Below are 16,453 nucleotides of genomic sequence, written 5' to 3' on the forward strand. Positions count from 1 at the left end.
CCTTGGTCATTTGTCCTGGCTTCTTCCCCCTACACCCAAGGTTGGTGAGCGCACTTGTGCTGAGCGCAGCCGAAGTAGCCGAACCACACCTCTACTCCCGGTTGGTGAGCGGAGCCGAACCACCACTCATCACAATCAGCATTTATCCTGACGACATCTAACTTAAATGGTGAGAAAAATAAGTATCTACCAATACAACTTATTTGTAAAATTTGTGGGAAGATACTTAATAATTAAAAAACTTTAAATTGTCAAACAGCTTTTTTAGCTGAAAAGATTAATTCGTTCAGAGTTAGCAACTCAATTAATGTTGCTGCAAGTAACTATAATATAGATAAAAATTTTGCTATCTTAATTAACCAATATTAATCTTTTTTTGCATTAGCTCAAAAAATTTTTTTCAAACTTTTCTTAAATTTGCTTTCGGTAATACACACCTTATGGAAGTCCAGTTAACCAATCGACAACAGCACATCCTTTGGGCAACAATACGTCACTACATTGCGACAGCAGAACCTGTTGGATCAAAGGTTTTGGTGGAAGAGTATGACTTAGGCGTTAGCTCGGCCACAATTCGCAATGTGATGGGTGCATTAGAAAAATCTGGGCTACTTTATCAACCACACACCTCAGCTGGAAGAATACCTTCTGACTCCGGTTATCGCATTTATGTTGACCAGTTAATTACACCTTCTTTGCGAGACGCTACACGAACAGAAACCTTAGCCAAGGAAGTAGAACTTTCACTCCAACAACGCCTGCATTGGGAAGATTGGAGTTTGGAAGCCCTGATTCATGGAGCCGCACAGATTTTAGCGACATTAAGTGGTTGTATTAGCTTGATTACTATGCCCCAAACTTCAACAGCCTTAGTGCGACATTTACAACTGTTGCAAATTGAAGCTGGTAGAATCATGCTAATTTTAGTCACAGATGGCTATGAAACCCATTCTAAAGTGATGGATTTGCCACCAGAAAAAGAAAATTTGCAACTTGATGCTGAAGTAATTGATCGGGAGTTGCAGATAGTTTCTAACTTCTTAAATAACCATTTGCGGGGGCGGAGTTTATTAGAAATAGCTAACTTAAATTGGAGCGAATTAGACCAAGAATTTCAACTGTATGGCGAATTCTTGAAAAGTTCAGTTGCGGAATTAAGCCGTCGTACTCAAGCACCAACCCCAACACAAATTATGGTGCGTGGTGTCACAGAAGTATTGCGTCAGCCAGAATTTTCTCAATTGCAGCAAGTCAAAACAATTATGCAATTGCTAGAAGAAGAACAAGACAAATTATGCCAATTAATCTTTGATGAACCAGAGACAGAAGATGCAAGTAAATCTAGGGTGACAGTACGAATTGGTGCAGAAAATCCCTTAGAGCCGATACGTACTTGCAGCTTAATTTCTTCTACCTACCGTCGAGGTTCTGTACCGATTGGTAGTGTCGGGGTTTTAGGTCCGACGCGCCTAGATTACGAAAGTGCGATCGCAGTAGTAGCCGCCGCCGCCGATTACCTGTCTGAAGCTTTCAGTTAAATGCTTTCTCGCAATCCCACGGACTAGGTTTGTATCTTTACTAACCCTTGATGATTTGACTGAATCTAGGTTTTAATGGAATTTCCTACCTCATACGTTTCTACTTTACAGAAATACTAGGGTATCATCTCGGAAACTAGGACTGTTCCCAAACGAGTGAAACGCATTTTGTGAGGAAAAATCAAACTTGCAGATAGGCTAGGGAATTCAGTTAATGATCAAAGTTGTGGGATTGTTGTTAATGACCGGATTTTGGTTATTCATGCTTTATGACTGTATTCGCAATGAACCAGACAAGCGGTTATGGCTGTGGGTTTTAATTATTGTCAACTTTTTTGGGGCGATCGCTTACTGTTTTCAACGTTGGATACCGCGAGGACATATCCCAGTTCAGAAGCATTGGCGCAACTTGACAAGCTCTCATAAACGACGCAAAGCAAAACTAAAAGTAAAAAGTATCAAAAAAGCTGCTCAGTATGTTAATTTCAGTCATCATCTCTCAGATGACGTGGAAAGCTTTGATCAACCCACAGCCTTAAATCAGCCTGATTTTAACAACGAAGATGACAATCTCCAAACCCTTTGGCATGAAGCATTTATTGATATTAAAAATAAAAAATTCACCTCTGCCAAGTCTTATTTACACACTCTATTAAAAATAGACCCAGATTATAAATATGGTGATGCTTCTTTAATGTATGGCGAAACATTGTTTGCTTTACAAGAATTTGAAGCCGCTAAACAGCATCTAGAAAACCACATTCAAAATTGGAATCATCCACAAGCCTATATCATCTTGGCGGAAATTCTCTCTCACCAGGGAGATGTCCAGACTGCATGTAATTATCTGGAAACAATTATTGTTAAAATTCAAGAGTCTTCCTACTTCCATTACAAGCGTAAACGGCTGGTCAATAAAGCAGCAAAACTCTTAAGAACCATAAAACGTTAAAATAAATTTATTTTTAAGTTTATGTTGAGGAAAGTATCTCTGTTTTCCCTGTGGGTGGGATTTGTGGTTTATGCTTTTTTCCTAGCACCCCCTGATCAACCTGATACATTCGAGTTAATCAAGAAACTTTCTCTTGGTCAATGGCAAGGAATCAACCCTCTAGTGATTTCCTTGTTTAATCTGATGGGGATTTGGCCTCTTGCCTACAGTGCATTAGCATTTATTGATGGTAGAAATCAAAAAATCCCAGCTTGGCCATTTGCGACTGCATCTTTTGGTGTAGGTGCTTTTGCTTTGTTACCTTATTTATTTCTCCGAGAGCCAAATCAAGAATTTGTTGGCAAAAAAAATATTTTCATCAGGTTGCTAGATGCTCGCGTGACTGGGATTATACTCACCGTAATTGCAGGCATATTAGTTGCTTATGGTGTGCAAGGTGGAGACTGGCAAGATTTTATCCAACAGTGGCAAACTAACCGCTTTATCCATGTGATGAGTTTAGATTTTTGCTTGCTGAGTTTATTATTCCCGGTGTTGCTAGGAGATGATATGGCGCGTCGGGGTTGGAAAAATCATCAAATATTTTGGTTAATCAGTTTGGTTCCGTTATTTGGCCCGTTAATTTATTTGTGTGTCCGTCCAGCTTTACCGGAAGCTGAGACAACAGGTATATCTAAGCAAAAATTGACTGTTAATTAACATTCAACTCAGCACTACTTGTCCCAATCGCTTCATAATCTGCAAAACTTCAGCTAACTCATGTCTTCTAGGAAATAAAGAAAATGTTCGTGATACATCATACTGGGGATTTTCATTGAAAGTGAGCTTAAGAAATACAAACTCATCACCGTTTGTCGCCATTCCAAACACAGGTTTATTGCTTTCAGAGTTAGTCAGCATATAAGCTAATAACTGTGGTAATGCTGCGGGTACAGGAATGCCAGTTCGTTTCGACTCCACAACCAAAATCCAAAGCCTATCTTGTACAGTTAGGGTATCAATAAAGCCGCGAATTGTTTCTTCAGGATCTTCAAGTTCTAATGCGACTCCATAAGGTGAACGAATTCGGTATGGAGGATCGAGAAATCCTGCAAGTTCTAGTAAAGGTGAAACTACTAAAAGATTAATCGTACCTTCTAAAAGTAACCCATCAACCCGGTGATAATCGTAGCGTTGCTTAATCCGAGTAATACCCGCCTGTTCTTGGGGATTGAGTTCGGTTAATTCTTCAAACCATTCAAAGAAAAAGCGATCGCTATCAGCTTGAGTTAAATTACAACGAGTTTGTAAATCACTCAAGCTTTTAATAGTGTCAGTAATACCAACGCCAGAAACCATCTGTTGTTATCTGTTTATTACTTTATAGTGTAGCAGTTGTAGGCAATTTACTGGTATAAGCTTTTTAATTCACAAACTCATTCACATGCAGCCAAACTTTCTCTATCAAATCAACATCATCTGCATTAAACCACTTAATTTGCGGATATGCTCTAAACCAAGTACGCTGGCGTTTGGCAAATTGTCTTGTATGCAAAACTGTTAATTCTTGTGCTGTATTTAAAGTAATCTCACCCGATAAATATTGCTTGATTTCTTGATATCCCAAAGTGTTTAACAATGATAAATCAGCACCATATTTTTGACATAAATATTCCACTTCAGCCACTAAACCATCGGCAATCATTTGTTCAGTCCGCTTGTGAATGCGTGTGTCTAATCTTTCCACATCACAATCTAAACCAATCTGCAAAATCGGGTAATCTGGCGGGTTTTCACCTTGTTGTTCAGATATGGGATTTCCTGTTATATAAAATACTTCTAATGCGCGTAGAGTCCGAACGGGATCATTGGGATGAATTTTTTGTGCGGCGGTGGGATCAACTTGTTGCAACATACTATAAAGTTGATTTTGACCGAGAGATTCTAACTGCGATCGCAATTCATAATCAGGCGCGACTCTGGGAATTTTCATCCCCTGCACAATGGAACGAATATATAAACCAGTTCCACCCACCAATAAAATTGGCTCAACACTAAAAGACGCAATCAAAGCCTGTGCTTGTTCTTGATAATCTGCTACCGTCATTGTTTCTGTTGGTTCGCAGATATCTATTAAATAATGTGGCACTAATTTTTGTTCTGCTAACGTTGGTTTAGCTGTGCCAATGTTAAACTCTCGGTAAACCTGACGGGAGTCTGCACTGAGAATCACAGAACCCAATCTTTGCGCTAAAGTTAAACCTAAACCAGATTTACCTGTGGCAGTCGCACCACAAATCACAATTAATTTAGTCATTGATTAATGGTCAATTGTCATTGGTCAATAGTCAATAGTTCGTTACTCTCCAACAATGGTATATTTGTACTATATTCTCAATAGTTGAGAACCATGTTAACCTCTCAAAGAAGTATTTTTATTGAGGTTTTATAAAGTCATCTTTAAAAATGCTCTGTGTCCATAAGTGCTGAAAGAAGTGATTTCGGAAAAAATTAGATTATCTATCGGGAAAACTTATGGGGATACATCCCCTAGATAAACTTCTCACAAAAATGCCCTACAGTCGTCACTAAGGCTTTTGTGTTAAAATTTTGGTGTGTTTTTACTTTTTCAGCCTTTTGGCGATTTCAACCCCACGCATCAGGAGAATTTTCATGACGAGCAGTTACAGTGCCGATCAGATTCAAGTTCTGGAAGGTCTGGAAGCCGTCCGCAAACGACCGGGGATGTACATTGGTTCTACCGGGCCGCGAGGACTCCACCATTTAGTTTATGAGGTGGTAGATAACTCTGTTGATGAAGCATTAGCAGGATACTGCACGCATATAGAGATAGAGATTAATGCGGATGGTTCTTTGACTGTAACAGATGACGGTCGGGGTATTCCTACTGATACTCATTCGCGGACTGGAAAATCGGCTTTGGAAACCGTAATGACAGTGCTGCACGCTGGCGGTAAGTTTGGCGGTGGCGGCTACAAAGTTTCTGGAGGATTGCACGGGGTTGGGATTTCTGTAGTAAATGCCTTGTCTGAAGTTGTAGAAGTTACAGTCTGGCGCGATAAAAAGGTTCACACCCAACGCTATGAACGGGGTGTACCAGTGACTGAATTGGTAGCGAAGCCATATAAAGAAGCGCGAACTGGGACTTCTGTAACTTTCAAACCCGATATTCAAATTTTTACTACTGGTATTGAGTTTGATTACATCACCCTAGCAGGCCGTCTGCGAGAATTGGCTTATCTGAATGCTGGGGTGAAGATTACTTTCACAGACAATCGTTTAGAAATTCTCAAAAGCGATACACCCAAGGTCGAAACTTATGAATACAAGGGTGGGATTAAAGAATATATCGCTTACCTGAACCGGGAGAAGCAGCCACTCCATGAAGAAATTATTTATGTCCAGGGAGAACGCAGTAACGTTCAAATCGAGGTGGCGTTGCAGTGGTGTACTGATGCTTACACAGACAACGTTCTAGGTTTTGCTAATAATATCCGCACCGTTGATGGCGGGACGCATTTAGAAGGTTTAAAGGCAGTTTTAACGAGAACCTTAAATGCGATCGCCCGTAAACGAAATAAAATCAAAGAAAATGAACCCAACCTCAGTGGTGAACACGTCCGTGAAGGTTTAACCGCAGTCATTTCTGTCAAAGTCCCTGATCCTGAATTTGAAGGACAAACCAAAACCAAACTTGGTAACACTGAAGTGCGCGGGATTGTTGATTCTTTGGTAGGCGAAGTTCTCACGGAATACCTCGAATTTCATCCGGGGATAGCAGACTCTATTTTAGATAAAGCCATCCAAGCTTTTAAAGCCGCAGAAGCCGCACGCCACGCACGGGAGTTAGTACGGCGTAAATCTGTACTGGAATCCTCGCCATTACCTGGTAAATTAGCAGATTGTAGCTCCCGCGATCCTAGCGAATCTGAAATTTATATTGTGGAAGGTGATTCTGCGGGTGGTAGCGCCAAACAAGGACGCGATCGCCGCACTCAAGCCATCCTCCCCCTGCGTGGTAAAATCCTGAACATCGAAAAAACTGACGATTCTAAAATCTATAAAAACAACGAAATTCAGGCACTAATCACAGCCTTGGGTTTAGGCGTAAAAGGTGAAGAATTCGACTCTACCCAGCTGCGCTATCACCGCATTATTATCATGACCGACGCGGACGTAGACGGGGCGCACATCCGCACATTGCTGTTAACATTCTTCTACAGATACCAGCGATCGCTCATTGAGCAAGGTTTCATATATATCGCTTGTCCTCCTTTATATAAAGTAGAACGCGGCAAAAATCACGAGTATTGCTATAGCGAACGAGAACTACAACAAGCAATTGCCAAGTTCCCGGCTAATGCGAACTATACCATTCAACGCTTCAAAGGTTTGGGTGAAATGATGCCCGAACAACTCTGGACAACCACAATGAACCCAGAAACCCGCACCCTCAAGCAAGTTGAAATTGAAGACGCTGCCGAAGCTGATCGCATTTTTACCATTTTAATGGGCGATCGCGTTGCACCTCGACGCGAGTTTATCGAAACTTACGGTTCTAAACTCAATTTAGCAGAACTTGATATATAATATCAAGCTAATATCAATTATCCTGATGTGCAGTAATGGTAGGTAATGGGCGATCGCTCATTACCTTTTTTTATGTCCGATCAGATTCTGGCTGACGATATCCCAATACAGTTCAGTTAAGGCAACAACTTAGACTGGTGTAGGTTGGGTGGAGGAACGGAACCCAACATTCACGCATACTTTGTTGGGTTCCGCGATCGCTACACCCAACCTACTATTCTCTTAACTGAACTTTATTGGATTATATCGTGTTGCGGAAAGACTTATCATTAAGACAGAACCGGAGGTAGCACCTCGACCCGACGACCAAAAGCAGGCCATTAGAGAGTTTTAACCTCTAGCCTCTATCCCCTAGCCCCTAACCTCTAGCCTCTAGCCTCTATCCCTACGTAAATTTGTGATAAGTATTATTTCCTGGTTCTAAAAGTTGTTTGATAAAATACATAATTATTAATTAATAAGGTTATTAGTTTTCTTTTTGTCATAAAAGTGCATAAAAAGTTTTTTTTGTCAAGTTAGTGGTCAAGTGGGATTAATACCTAAATCCCAACTTCATTGGCATTTAGCCAAAATTCAAAATCCCTAATCAAGAATTTGTGTAGTCAAATTTCCTTCTAGCCGGAAAAGCATTTGTTATCCTTAAGGTGCGAAGCTTCATCTTGTATACCAACAAAATTGGTTAAGTGTTTAAGGATGTTGAAGATTACACAAAGTCATCATTTTCTTCATAAACCAGTAGTATATTTAACATATGCGTACGTGAGCAAAATTAACTAACTAGATTCTCCACCAAGGCGCTAACTTCACCTATGTTCAACTTACCAGTTACTAGCGGCAAAAATTTGTGGAATATAGTACATGCAAACATCTTGATGTTGTCTTGCTAACATAGCTAATTTGTCTGTATCCAATAAACTTTTGCCGTGAACAGATAAATATCTAAATTAGCAACTGTCAAATTCTTTATAAATTGATTAAAATATCCTTGTATACAATAGGAGCAGTTTGTCAAGATTCATAGGGTTGAAATCTCATCTGTGCGCTAATGTGTGAATAAGACCAACTCAGTTAAAACTTTATTGAACGCCATCTGGCAGATTCTGCCTTACTCTCAACTCCTCAGTTAAGGTAACTGGCATCAACCAAAGTTTAGTGTCTTGATATTAGCAGCATCTTTATGACTGCTTTATCTAGCATGACTGCATAACTGTTTGGGATGAGTCATTTATAAAGGAAATGTAAAAATATGCCTCTCAAGACTTCTTGCCTAAGTTAATATAAAACACACTGTTTCTCGGTAATTAATGTTGTAGTTAATACCTAAAATTGTGTGAAGGTGAGAGTAATTTCCTTTGAATGTAAAGATGAGTCCACTGTAATTCCAAAAAGGTTTAAAGAAAATTTAAGGGAATACCTAGCCTTTCTTATATCTTTTTGATAATAGTGGCTTTAACTTACTTAATGACTTCATGATTAACACACAAAAAGAGTGCAATTTTTGTGAAACAGGCTACAATCGGAACAGTCTTTGTAAGAAAATATGCCAGCAATCATAATTGTTTATATGAAGTGGTGAATTTTTGAGCAACACAAAGACAAGTCCTGTTTTAAACAAACAAGTTAAAAGTTGTGTGCGACAGCAACACGCGACTATTAATAAAGTGAGTAAGTCAGCAGTCAACGCGACTTTTCACACTTCAATAAATAACTCCTCCAAAATGGAGTAAAACCACCGAAAAGTTTTCAGGGAAAACAGCCTAAAACCCGATTTTTCGGTTGTTAAATAGCCCTCGCCAAAAGAGTGCTAAATACATCTTGAGTAATTGAAGTAATTGATTCTGCAAGGAGCATGAGGAACGCGGCATGAACCAGGCTAACAACGTACTCGAAAGCAATTATCAGCCTGACCTAGAAATAATAAATCAGCCTGATTTCGAGGAGTTAGAAGACCTCCTGATCGAAGAAGAGGATGACTTGCTTCTCGTTGATGACGGCGACATGGATGAATTTTTAGAGCCTCAGTCTGATGAGGACGACGCAAAGTCTGGAAAAGCCGCTAAATCGCGTCGTCGCACACAAAGCAAGAAAAAGCATTACACCGAAGATTCAATTCGTCTTTACTTGCAAGAAATTGGGCGAATTCGCTTATTGCGGGCTGATGAAGAAATTGAATTAGCACGGAAAATCGCCGATTTACTGGAATTAGAAAGAGTCAGAGAAAGACTCTCAGAACAGTTAGATCGCGATCCCCGTGATAGTGAATGGGCAGAAGCAGTACAATTGCCGTTGCCAGCTTTTCGTTATCGTCTGCACATTGGCCGGAGAGCAAAAGATAAAATGGTGCAGTCAAACCTCCGGTTGGTGGTTTCGATTGCGAAGAAATACATGAACCGTGGTTTATCATTCCAAGACTTAATTCAAGAAGGTAGCCTTGGTTTGATTCGTGCGGCGGAAAAATTCGACCACGAAAAAGGTTATAAATTCTCCACCTACGCTACATGGTGGATTCGTCAGGCCATCACCAGAGCGATCGCTGATCAATCTCGGACTATCCGCCTACCAGTTCACCTTTACGAAACTATATCCCGGATTAAGAAAACCACCAAGCTACTTTCTCAAGAAATGGGTCGCAAACCTACAGAAGAAGAAATTGCGACTCGGATGGAAATGACCATCGAGAAACTGCGCTTTATTGCTAAATCTGCACAGCTACCAATTTCCTTAGAAACCCCCATTGGTAAAGAAGAAGATTCTCGCTTGGGTGATTTTATTGAATCTGATGGTGAAACCCCAGAAGATCAAGTTTCTAAGAACTTGTTGCGGGAAGATTTAGAAAAAGTTCTGGATAGCCTCAGCCCCCGCGAACGCGATGTTCTTAGACTGCGTTACGGCTTGGATGATGGACGGATGAAAACCCTGGAAGAAATTGGCCAAATTTTCAACGTTACCCGCGAACGTATTCGTCAAATTGAAGCCAAAGCCCTCCGCAAATTACGCCACCCCAACCGTAATAGTGTCCTCAAGGAATATATTCGGTAGTCAACCAATTTTAGATTTTGGATTTTAGATTTACTCCAACTCCAAGGAAAGGGGTCTGAACTAATAATCCAAAGTCCAAAATTTAAAATCTCAAATTTGGAGATTCAACAATTAATAGTCATCAGTTTCTAACAAATGACTATTGACTAAGGACAAATAACAAGAATAAACAACCTGGTAGTTAATTGCTACCAGGTTTTTATTTTTCATATTCTTAAAAAAGTGAGTTCGTTACTTAAAACTTAAAGAATTCCCCAGAAATGTAGGAAGCCTTGACCAGAAAATAATTCAATCAACACCGCAGCTAAAAAGCCAATCATTGCTAAACGACCATTCCAAATTTCTGCTTGTGGAGTAAAACCCCAACGCCAAGCATTACGATCTTCAACTACAGGAGCGGTGATTTTTGTGGTTGTGTTAGTCATTGTTAAAACTCCAAACTGGATTTACTCAAGATTTATTGCCTTATGTAAACTAATATAACAACTTTTTTAAGAAATGCAACATTTGTTGATATTCACCAAAGTGCGATCGCACCGAACTATTCTCATACCAATAAATTGTGTAGAGACAAAAAACTGTTTGCTCTGATAAACAATGAAGGTATGGGGCAGATTATGTATTAGTTAACAAAACAAATAACCGGAAAAATCTCTCTTCCGGTTGATCATTAATCTGTAAATTTGATATAGCAATCCTATCTGAGTTGTGAAAAAGTATTCTTTTTAACGAACCGCAAAGGACGCAAAGGACACAAAGAAAGAGAGGAAGGAAAAGAAAGGAAATTTCACGAATGATTTAGCACTGCTATGGGAGTTCCGCAATCATAAATCCGCTACACACTCTTGTTCTGATTTGTGAATTCTGACTGCTGAGTTCTTCTTCAATAATTTTTTCTGATTTTTCCTATATTTTGACTACTGAATTCTTACGAATCAAGACTGAACCAGATGAGAGCGCACATCAACAACAGCAATAATTTTCTCATCTCGATTGAGTTGCAGAATGCTTTCGCCTGTTGTATCTCTAGTCAAAACCGGGACTGTATCTACAGTTAGCCGGACTACACGCTCTTTATTGGTGATGAGTGCGACTTCTGGGGTAGTTGCCTTCAGCATACTGGCTAAGTTGTCGGTTTTACTCGCAAACTTCAGTGCTTGTGTACCTAAATCGCCACGGTTCGCTGCTCTTAATTGACTTGCGGGCATTCGCTTGGCGTATCCTTGTTGAGTCACTAACAGCAATTGGTCATCTTTACCCACAGTTGCACAGCCAACCATCTGCTGATTTCGCAACAGTCGAAAGGCTTGCAAACCCATCGCGGTTCTACCCATAACGGTTAACTGTTCGTCATTGACAGCAAACCGCAATAATCGCCCACCGGAACTAGCTAAAATTAAATGTTCTCCTGTGGTGGTGAACTGAGTAAATAACAATTCATCATCGTCTTTGAGTTTGACAATTGTGATTCCGCGACGAGTCAGGTTAGTAAATTCTGCCAAAGATAACCGCTTGATTCTGCCTTGTTTTGTCAGGAGAATCATTTGCTTGGAGTCGAAATCTGCTGGTAATAAAAAGCGGCTGACAACAGGTTCTTGACTGCCTTGGGCTGTAGTGGTGAGTGTGGTAATTAATGGTGTTCCCCGTGGAGAACGACCCGTAGTTAAGGGAATGTCGCCGACTCGCACAGGATAAACTTTGCCACCACTGGTCAGAATGAGTAAATCTTGGTTTGTATCGGTTAATTCCGTTTGGATGAGGAAATCATTGTCTGGTAGACCATTTTCTACTTTTGATTTTTTCCCAGTGGTGGCTAGGCGACGGACATAACCCCGTTGGGTAAACTCCAGAATTGCGTCTTCCGCAGGCTGTTCGATGGCGGGACTTTCTTCAGTTTCTTCGGTTTTACGACTTCTAGAACCTTCTGCTGTTTTGCTTTTTGGGAATTCCTCGGCTACGCTGAGACCTAGCTTAGTACGTCGCGGATCATTATACTTGCGCTTGAGCGATCGCAAATCTTTTTTCAGTGACTTTAACAATTCCCGGCGATCGCTAAGTAAGTTTTGCAATAAGGCAATTTGTGAAGTGAGTTGCTCAAATTCTTGCTGCAAATTCTGTTGTTCTAAACTTGTTAAGCGCCGCAAAGGCATAGCTAAAATTGCGTCTGCTTGCGTCTCACTTAAATTTAACTGGCTACTCAAATTCATTTTGGCTGTACTACCGTCAGCAGCTTGGCGCAAAATGCTAATCACTTCATCGACTTGAGATAAGGCTTTGAGTAAACCCTCAACTATATGCAAGCGACTTTCAGCTTTAGCTAATTCGTAACTATAGCGACGGTTGAGGGTTGCTTCTCGGAAATTGAGAAACTCTTGTAACAATTGACGCAGGCTTAATTGCCGGGGTTGTCCTTCGACAATTGCCAGTAAAATTGCCCCAAAATTAGTTTGTAAAGCAGTTTGATGATACAAATGTTGCAATACTTCTTGGGGATTTGTATCACGTTTGAGTTCAATGACTACCCGCATCCCTTCGCGATCGCTTTCATCACGAATATCAGAAATACCCTGCAAGCGTCCTTGGTTAACTAACTCTGCGACCTTTTCAATCCAGCCAGCCTTATTCACTTGATAAGGCAATTCCGTAATTACAATGGCTGTCCGGCGCTTTGTTCCCTTCCCGCCAGCAACTTCTTCAATTTGGGCAACACCCCGTAAGATAATTCCACCTTTACCTGTGGTGTATGCTTCTCTAATGCCTGCATCACCCACAATTTCCCCACCAGTAGGAAAGTCTGGCCCTGGAATTAACTCTAATAACTTTTCATCCGCTAAATCTGGCTGGTCGATTAAAGCAATTAAGCCATCAACAATTTCCCCCAAATTGTGCGGCGGAATATTCGTGGCCATACCCACAGCAATTCCCGCACAACCATTGAGTAACAAAAAGGGTAACTGTGCAGGTAATACTGTGGGTTCTTGCTGGGAATTATCAAAGTTGCCGATAAATTCTACAGTTTCTTCACCGATTTCTGTCAGCATCCCCTCATGGCTAATGGATGCTAAACGAGTTTCGGTGTAACGCATGGCGGCTGGTGGGTCATTATCCACGCTGCCAAAATTGCCATGTCCTGCTAGTAAAGGATAACGGCTGGAAAAATCTTGCACCAACCTCACCAAAGCATCATAAACTGCTTGATCACCGTGGGGGTGGTATTTACCTAGTACATCACCCACCACACGCGCACATTTACGATACGGTCTGTCTGGTGTTAAACCTAGTTCGTGCATGGCATATAAAATGCGCCGATGCACAGGCTTTAAGCCATCGCGGACATCTGGCAAAGCTCGCCCAACAATCACACTCATGGCATATTCTAGATAAGACCTTTGCATCTCGGTGTGCAAGGCTGTTGTAATTACCTGTCCCGTTGAGAGAAGGTTTAACTGTTTTGCCATGAGTTTTTTCCCTGAAAGTTAACTACACAAAAATCTCTATAACTGAACAATGCAGCAAACACAGCATAACGGATGAAAAGACATTCCTAACACAATCTTGTTAGCCACAGGATAAACGGCAGTAGTATTATCCTTGATGACGGGAACATACATTAGTGATTAAAAAAGAGCTAGACAACTTTGCTGCTCAGTGCATTCTTCCCTTAACCTCTATTAATAAAATTCTCATGAAAACAGTTTTAATTGTTGAAGACGATCTAATTAATGCTCGCGTTTTTTCCAAAATTTTGACTAAGCGCGGTGGACTAGATGTAAAACATACCGAAAATGTCGAAGAAGTAATCCAAATTGCTCAGTCTGGGAACGCCGACTTAATTTTAATGGATGTTTCTTTGTCTAGAAGTGTCTATCAAGGTAAATCTGTTGATGGTATCAAAATTACCCAAATGTTAAAGGCTGATCCACAAACAGCCAAATTACCGATCATTTTAGTGACTGCACACGCGATGGAAGGCGATCGCGAGAACTTCCTCAAGCAAAGCGGCGCTGACGGTTACATCTCTAAGCCTGTTGTTGACCACCAACAATTTGTTGACCAAATCATGGCACTGCTTCCCCATTCATGACCGCTAGGAATTAACTAGACTCTGTGAAAATATTCGCCCGAAAGCACAGTGTTTTTGGGCGAATATTTTCCTTTTATCTAGTATATGTGTACTATAAGATACGTTTTTCCGCAAGTAGTAGTGAGAAAAAAGTGCTGAGTGCTGAGTAAGAGTCGAGATTAATCATCAGAACCATCATATTTGGTAAATGCCCTACACCGCGTAGCGGTCTTTTGACTCAGCACTTTCAACTCAGCACTCAGCACTCCTTACTGCGTTGGCTGTTGCTGTAGAGCTGCTTGAATGCGGGGCAGTTCTAAAAATTTCTTAGTATCAGTTAGTAAACGTTCACCCCAAAGATTTTCTTTTAAAAAATCTAAATCAGCGTAACGCTGATCAATACGTAAAGCGTTTTCTCCCAATGTCAAACTTTGTTGACGATCGCCTTTAGTATATAGTGCGACTGCTAAAGCTAATAAAGGTTCAGCCGCTTGCTTATCGATAGATATAGCCGTTTGCCATTGCTTAATGGCAGCATCAGTTTGACCCTGTTCGTATTGAATTAAGCCAATGTTATTAATTGCCGCCCAGAATTTTTTATTTTGGGCAACAGCTTGATTATATTGGGCGATCGCCTCTGGTAATTTACCCAGCATATAGTAGGCATTACCTAAATCAAACAAAGCTTCTGGGTCATTGGGTTTGAGCTTTAAACCTGCTTGATAATTAGTAACTGCCGCATCATACTGTTTCTGTTGAAAATTAGCCGAACCCATCGCAAAAAAAACATCGGCATTTTTAGGGTTGAGCGATTGTGCTTTTTTCAAAGCTGCAAGCGCCGGCTCAAATTCCCGATTTTGTAAATGCAAACCACCCAACAGCAACCAAACTTTATCATTTTTGGGAGCCAGTTGGCTGGCCAACCGCGCTCTTGGTAAAGCTAAATCAATCTGCTGAAACTGAGCGAGTTGCGCTGCTTCTTGAGCTAAAGCCAAACCTTGCTTCTCCAGTTTTGCTGGATCTAGTTGCAGGGTATGGGGAACGAGTGCCTGTGCATGAGCTACTTGGGGTAAACTCAACAAACTACAGGCAACCAGAAATGAAATCAAACCAACGTGTTTAGGCACACTACCGCCTCTTACCACAAATCGAATCATCTGTCAGTTAGCTTAAACGATCTCCACTTTAGCTGACAGGCCAAGTTTACAGTCGTTAGCAATGGCTGTATTCATCACCTTAGCTTAATTGAGTTGGGAGTGGGGAGTTGGGAGTGGTGAAGGTTAGGGAGAAACACCAGACGATTGGAAATCGCCGTTTATCTTGCACACAAACAAAGTCCACACTTCGACTTCGCTCAGTGACCGCACTTCGGCTACTTCGGCTGCGCTCAGTACAAGTTCGCTCAGTGAACACACTTCGAGGACTATCTAAAAACCCGCGCAGGCGAGTTTAGTTTGTATAACCCCAGCCCAGACTTCAGTCTGAGGGCTATGTGCTGAAAGTGGATGCACCCTTCCCTATTCCCTACTCCCCATTCCCTATCTCCCCAGTATTGACATCAGCATGAACCAAGCATAAATTCATCAGTATGTAGTTACTTCTGTATGGCTCGTAAACCTAAAATTACTAATCAGCAAATTTTAGAAGCTGCTCGCCAAGTTTTCTTTCAGCAAGGTTTTAGTGGTTCCACAATCGAAATTGCTCAGTTGGCTGGTATTTCTGAGGCTTTAATTTTCAAGCGTTTTTCTACAAAAGAAGAATTGTTTTTTGCGGCAATGGGGCTTCCAGAAAAGGCTTTGTGGATGAAAGAATTGGAAAACTTATGCGGCAAGGGTAATCTCAAAGAAAATCTGATTCAGGTCTGTTTTCAAATTCTGGAATTTTACAGTGAAGTCCTACCCCGGTTTATGATGTTGCGTTCTCGTGGCAATGCCATTCCAGAAAATTGTATGACCAAAGAACAAGGGCCAGTACAAGATGTAAAAGTACTTACTGATTTTCTAGAACAAGAAATTAGTCTCAGTAGATTGCGTCCAGTTAATGCCAAAATAATTGCTCATATTTTAGTAGGAACTCTGATGAACTACGCCCTCTCAGAACAACTACATTTCTCGCCAAATCATTGCCAAACAGAAGCTATTCCAGACTTTGATTTAAAACAGCAACCAAAAGTAGAGTTTTCATTTGTACAGGGTTTGATAGAAGCAATTTGGTTGGGGATTGCACCGATTTAATCCAAATAGGGCTTAGGCGGTGAGATGAAAATCAAGG

General features: G+C 40.8%; 12 protein-coding genes. 7 read left to right on the forward strand and 5 right to left on the reverse strand.

The genetic code is table 11. The annotated features are described in order from the left end of the window. The first annotated feature begins 440 nt into the window (after window positions 1-440). From hrcA to H6G28_RS17225, 3 genes are all read left to right on the forward strand, one after another. Window positions 441-1,538, forward strand: a complete 1,098-nt coding sequence (gene hrcA / locus H6G28_RS17215; RefSeq protein WP_190672587.1) for a heat-inducible transcriptional repressor HrcA — start codon at window positions 441-443, stop codon at window positions 1,536-1,538. Between the two features lie 214 nt (window positions 1,539-1,752). Then, a complete protein-coding gene (locus tag H6G28_RS17220; protein WP_190672590.1) occupies window positions 1,753-2,490 on the forward strand; it encodes a tetratricopeptide repeat protein in 738 nt (245 codons plus the stop codon). Window positions 2,491-2,511: 21 nt separating this feature from the next. After that, window positions 2,512-3,189, forward strand: a complete 678-nt coding sequence (locus H6G28_RS17225; RefSeq protein WP_190672594.1) for a DUF2834 domain-containing protein — start codon at window positions 2,512-2,514, stop codon at window positions 3,187-3,189. Window positions 3,190-3,192: 3 nt separating this feature from the next. Here H6G28_RS17225 and H6G28_RS17230 read toward each other — a convergent pair whose 3' ends face one another. Together H6G28_RS17230 and miaA are read right to left on the reverse strand one after the other, a co-directional pair. Then, window positions 3,193-3,828 (reverse strand): type I restriction endonuclease subunit R, encoded by a 636-nt coding sequence (locus H6G28_RS17230; protein ID WP_190590532.1) that lies wholly within the window; start codon window positions 3,826-3,828, stop codon window positions 3,193-3,195. A 64-nt stretch (window positions 3,829-3,892) separates the two neighbouring features. Next, a complete protein-coding gene (gene miaA / locus H6G28_RS17235) occupies window positions 3,893-4,786 on the reverse strand; it encodes a tRNA (adenosine(37)-N6)-dimethylallyltransferase MiaA (RefSeq protein ID WP_190672596.1) in 894 nt (297 codons plus the stop codon). Window positions 4,787-5,142: 356 nt separating this feature from the next. On the opposite strand from miaA, the gene gyrB reads away from it, so the two are divergent. Then, window positions 5,143-7,080: a DNA topoisomerase (ATP-hydrolyzing) subunit B gene (gyrB, locus tag H6G28_RS17240; RefSeq protein ID WP_190590534.1), complete on the forward strand. Its 1,938-nt coding sequence runs from the start codon at window positions 5,143-5,145 to the stop codon at window positions 7,078-7,080. A gap of 1,863 nt (window positions 7,081-8,943) precedes the next feature. After that, complete coding sequence (gene rpoD / locus H6G28_RS17245; RefSeq protein WP_190590535.1) at window positions 8,944-10,119, forward strand: RNA polymerase sigma factor RpoD; 1,176 nt, start codon at window positions 8,944-8,946, stop codon at window positions 10,117-10,119. Window positions 10,120-10,361: 242 nt separating this feature from the next. Here rpoD and H6G28_RS17250 read toward each other — a convergent pair whose 3' ends face one another. Then, a complete protein-coding gene (locus tag H6G28_RS17250; protein ID WP_190590536.1) occupies window positions 10,362-10,544 on the reverse strand; it encodes a CAB/ELIP/HLIP family chlorophyll-binding protein in 183 nt (60 codons plus the stop codon). Window positions 10,545-11,054: 510 nt separating this feature from the next. Continuing rightward, a complete protein-coding gene (gene gyrA / locus H6G28_RS17255; protein WP_190672599.1) occupies window positions 11,055-13,577 on the reverse strand; it encodes a DNA gyrase subunit A in 2,523 nt (840 codons plus the stop codon). Between the two features lie 227 nt (window positions 13,578-13,804). On the opposite strand from gyrA, the gene H6G28_RS17260 reads away from it, so the two are divergent. Beyond that, a complete protein-coding gene (locus H6G28_RS17260; protein WP_190590538.1) occupies window positions 13,805-14,203 on the forward strand; it encodes a response regulator in 399 nt (132 codons plus the stop codon). Window positions 14,204-14,451: 248 nt separating this feature from the next. On the opposite strand, the gene H6G28_RS17265 is transcribed toward H6G28_RS17260, so the two are convergent. Further along, window positions 14,452-15,309, reverse strand: a complete 858-nt coding sequence (locus H6G28_RS17265) for a tetratricopeptide repeat protein (protein ID WP_190590574.1) — start codon at window positions 15,307-15,309, stop codon at window positions 14,452-14,454. Between the two features lie 477 nt (window positions 15,310-15,786). Here H6G28_RS17265 and H6G28_RS17270 point away from each other — a divergent pair, with 477 nt between their 5' ends. Beyond that, window positions 15,787-16,416 (forward strand): TetR/AcrR family transcriptional regulator, encoded by a 630-nt coding sequence (locus H6G28_RS17270; RefSeq protein ID WP_190672602.1) that lies wholly within the window; start codon window positions 15,787-15,789, stop codon window positions 16,414-16,416. Window positions 16,417-16,453 lie beyond the last annotated feature (37 nt).

Origin of the sequence: Nostoc sp. FACHB-190 (assembly GCF_014696905.1) — a bacterium.
Classification (GTDB): Bacteria; Cyanobacteriota; Cyanobacteriia; order Cyanobacteriales; family Nostocaceae; genus Nostoc_B.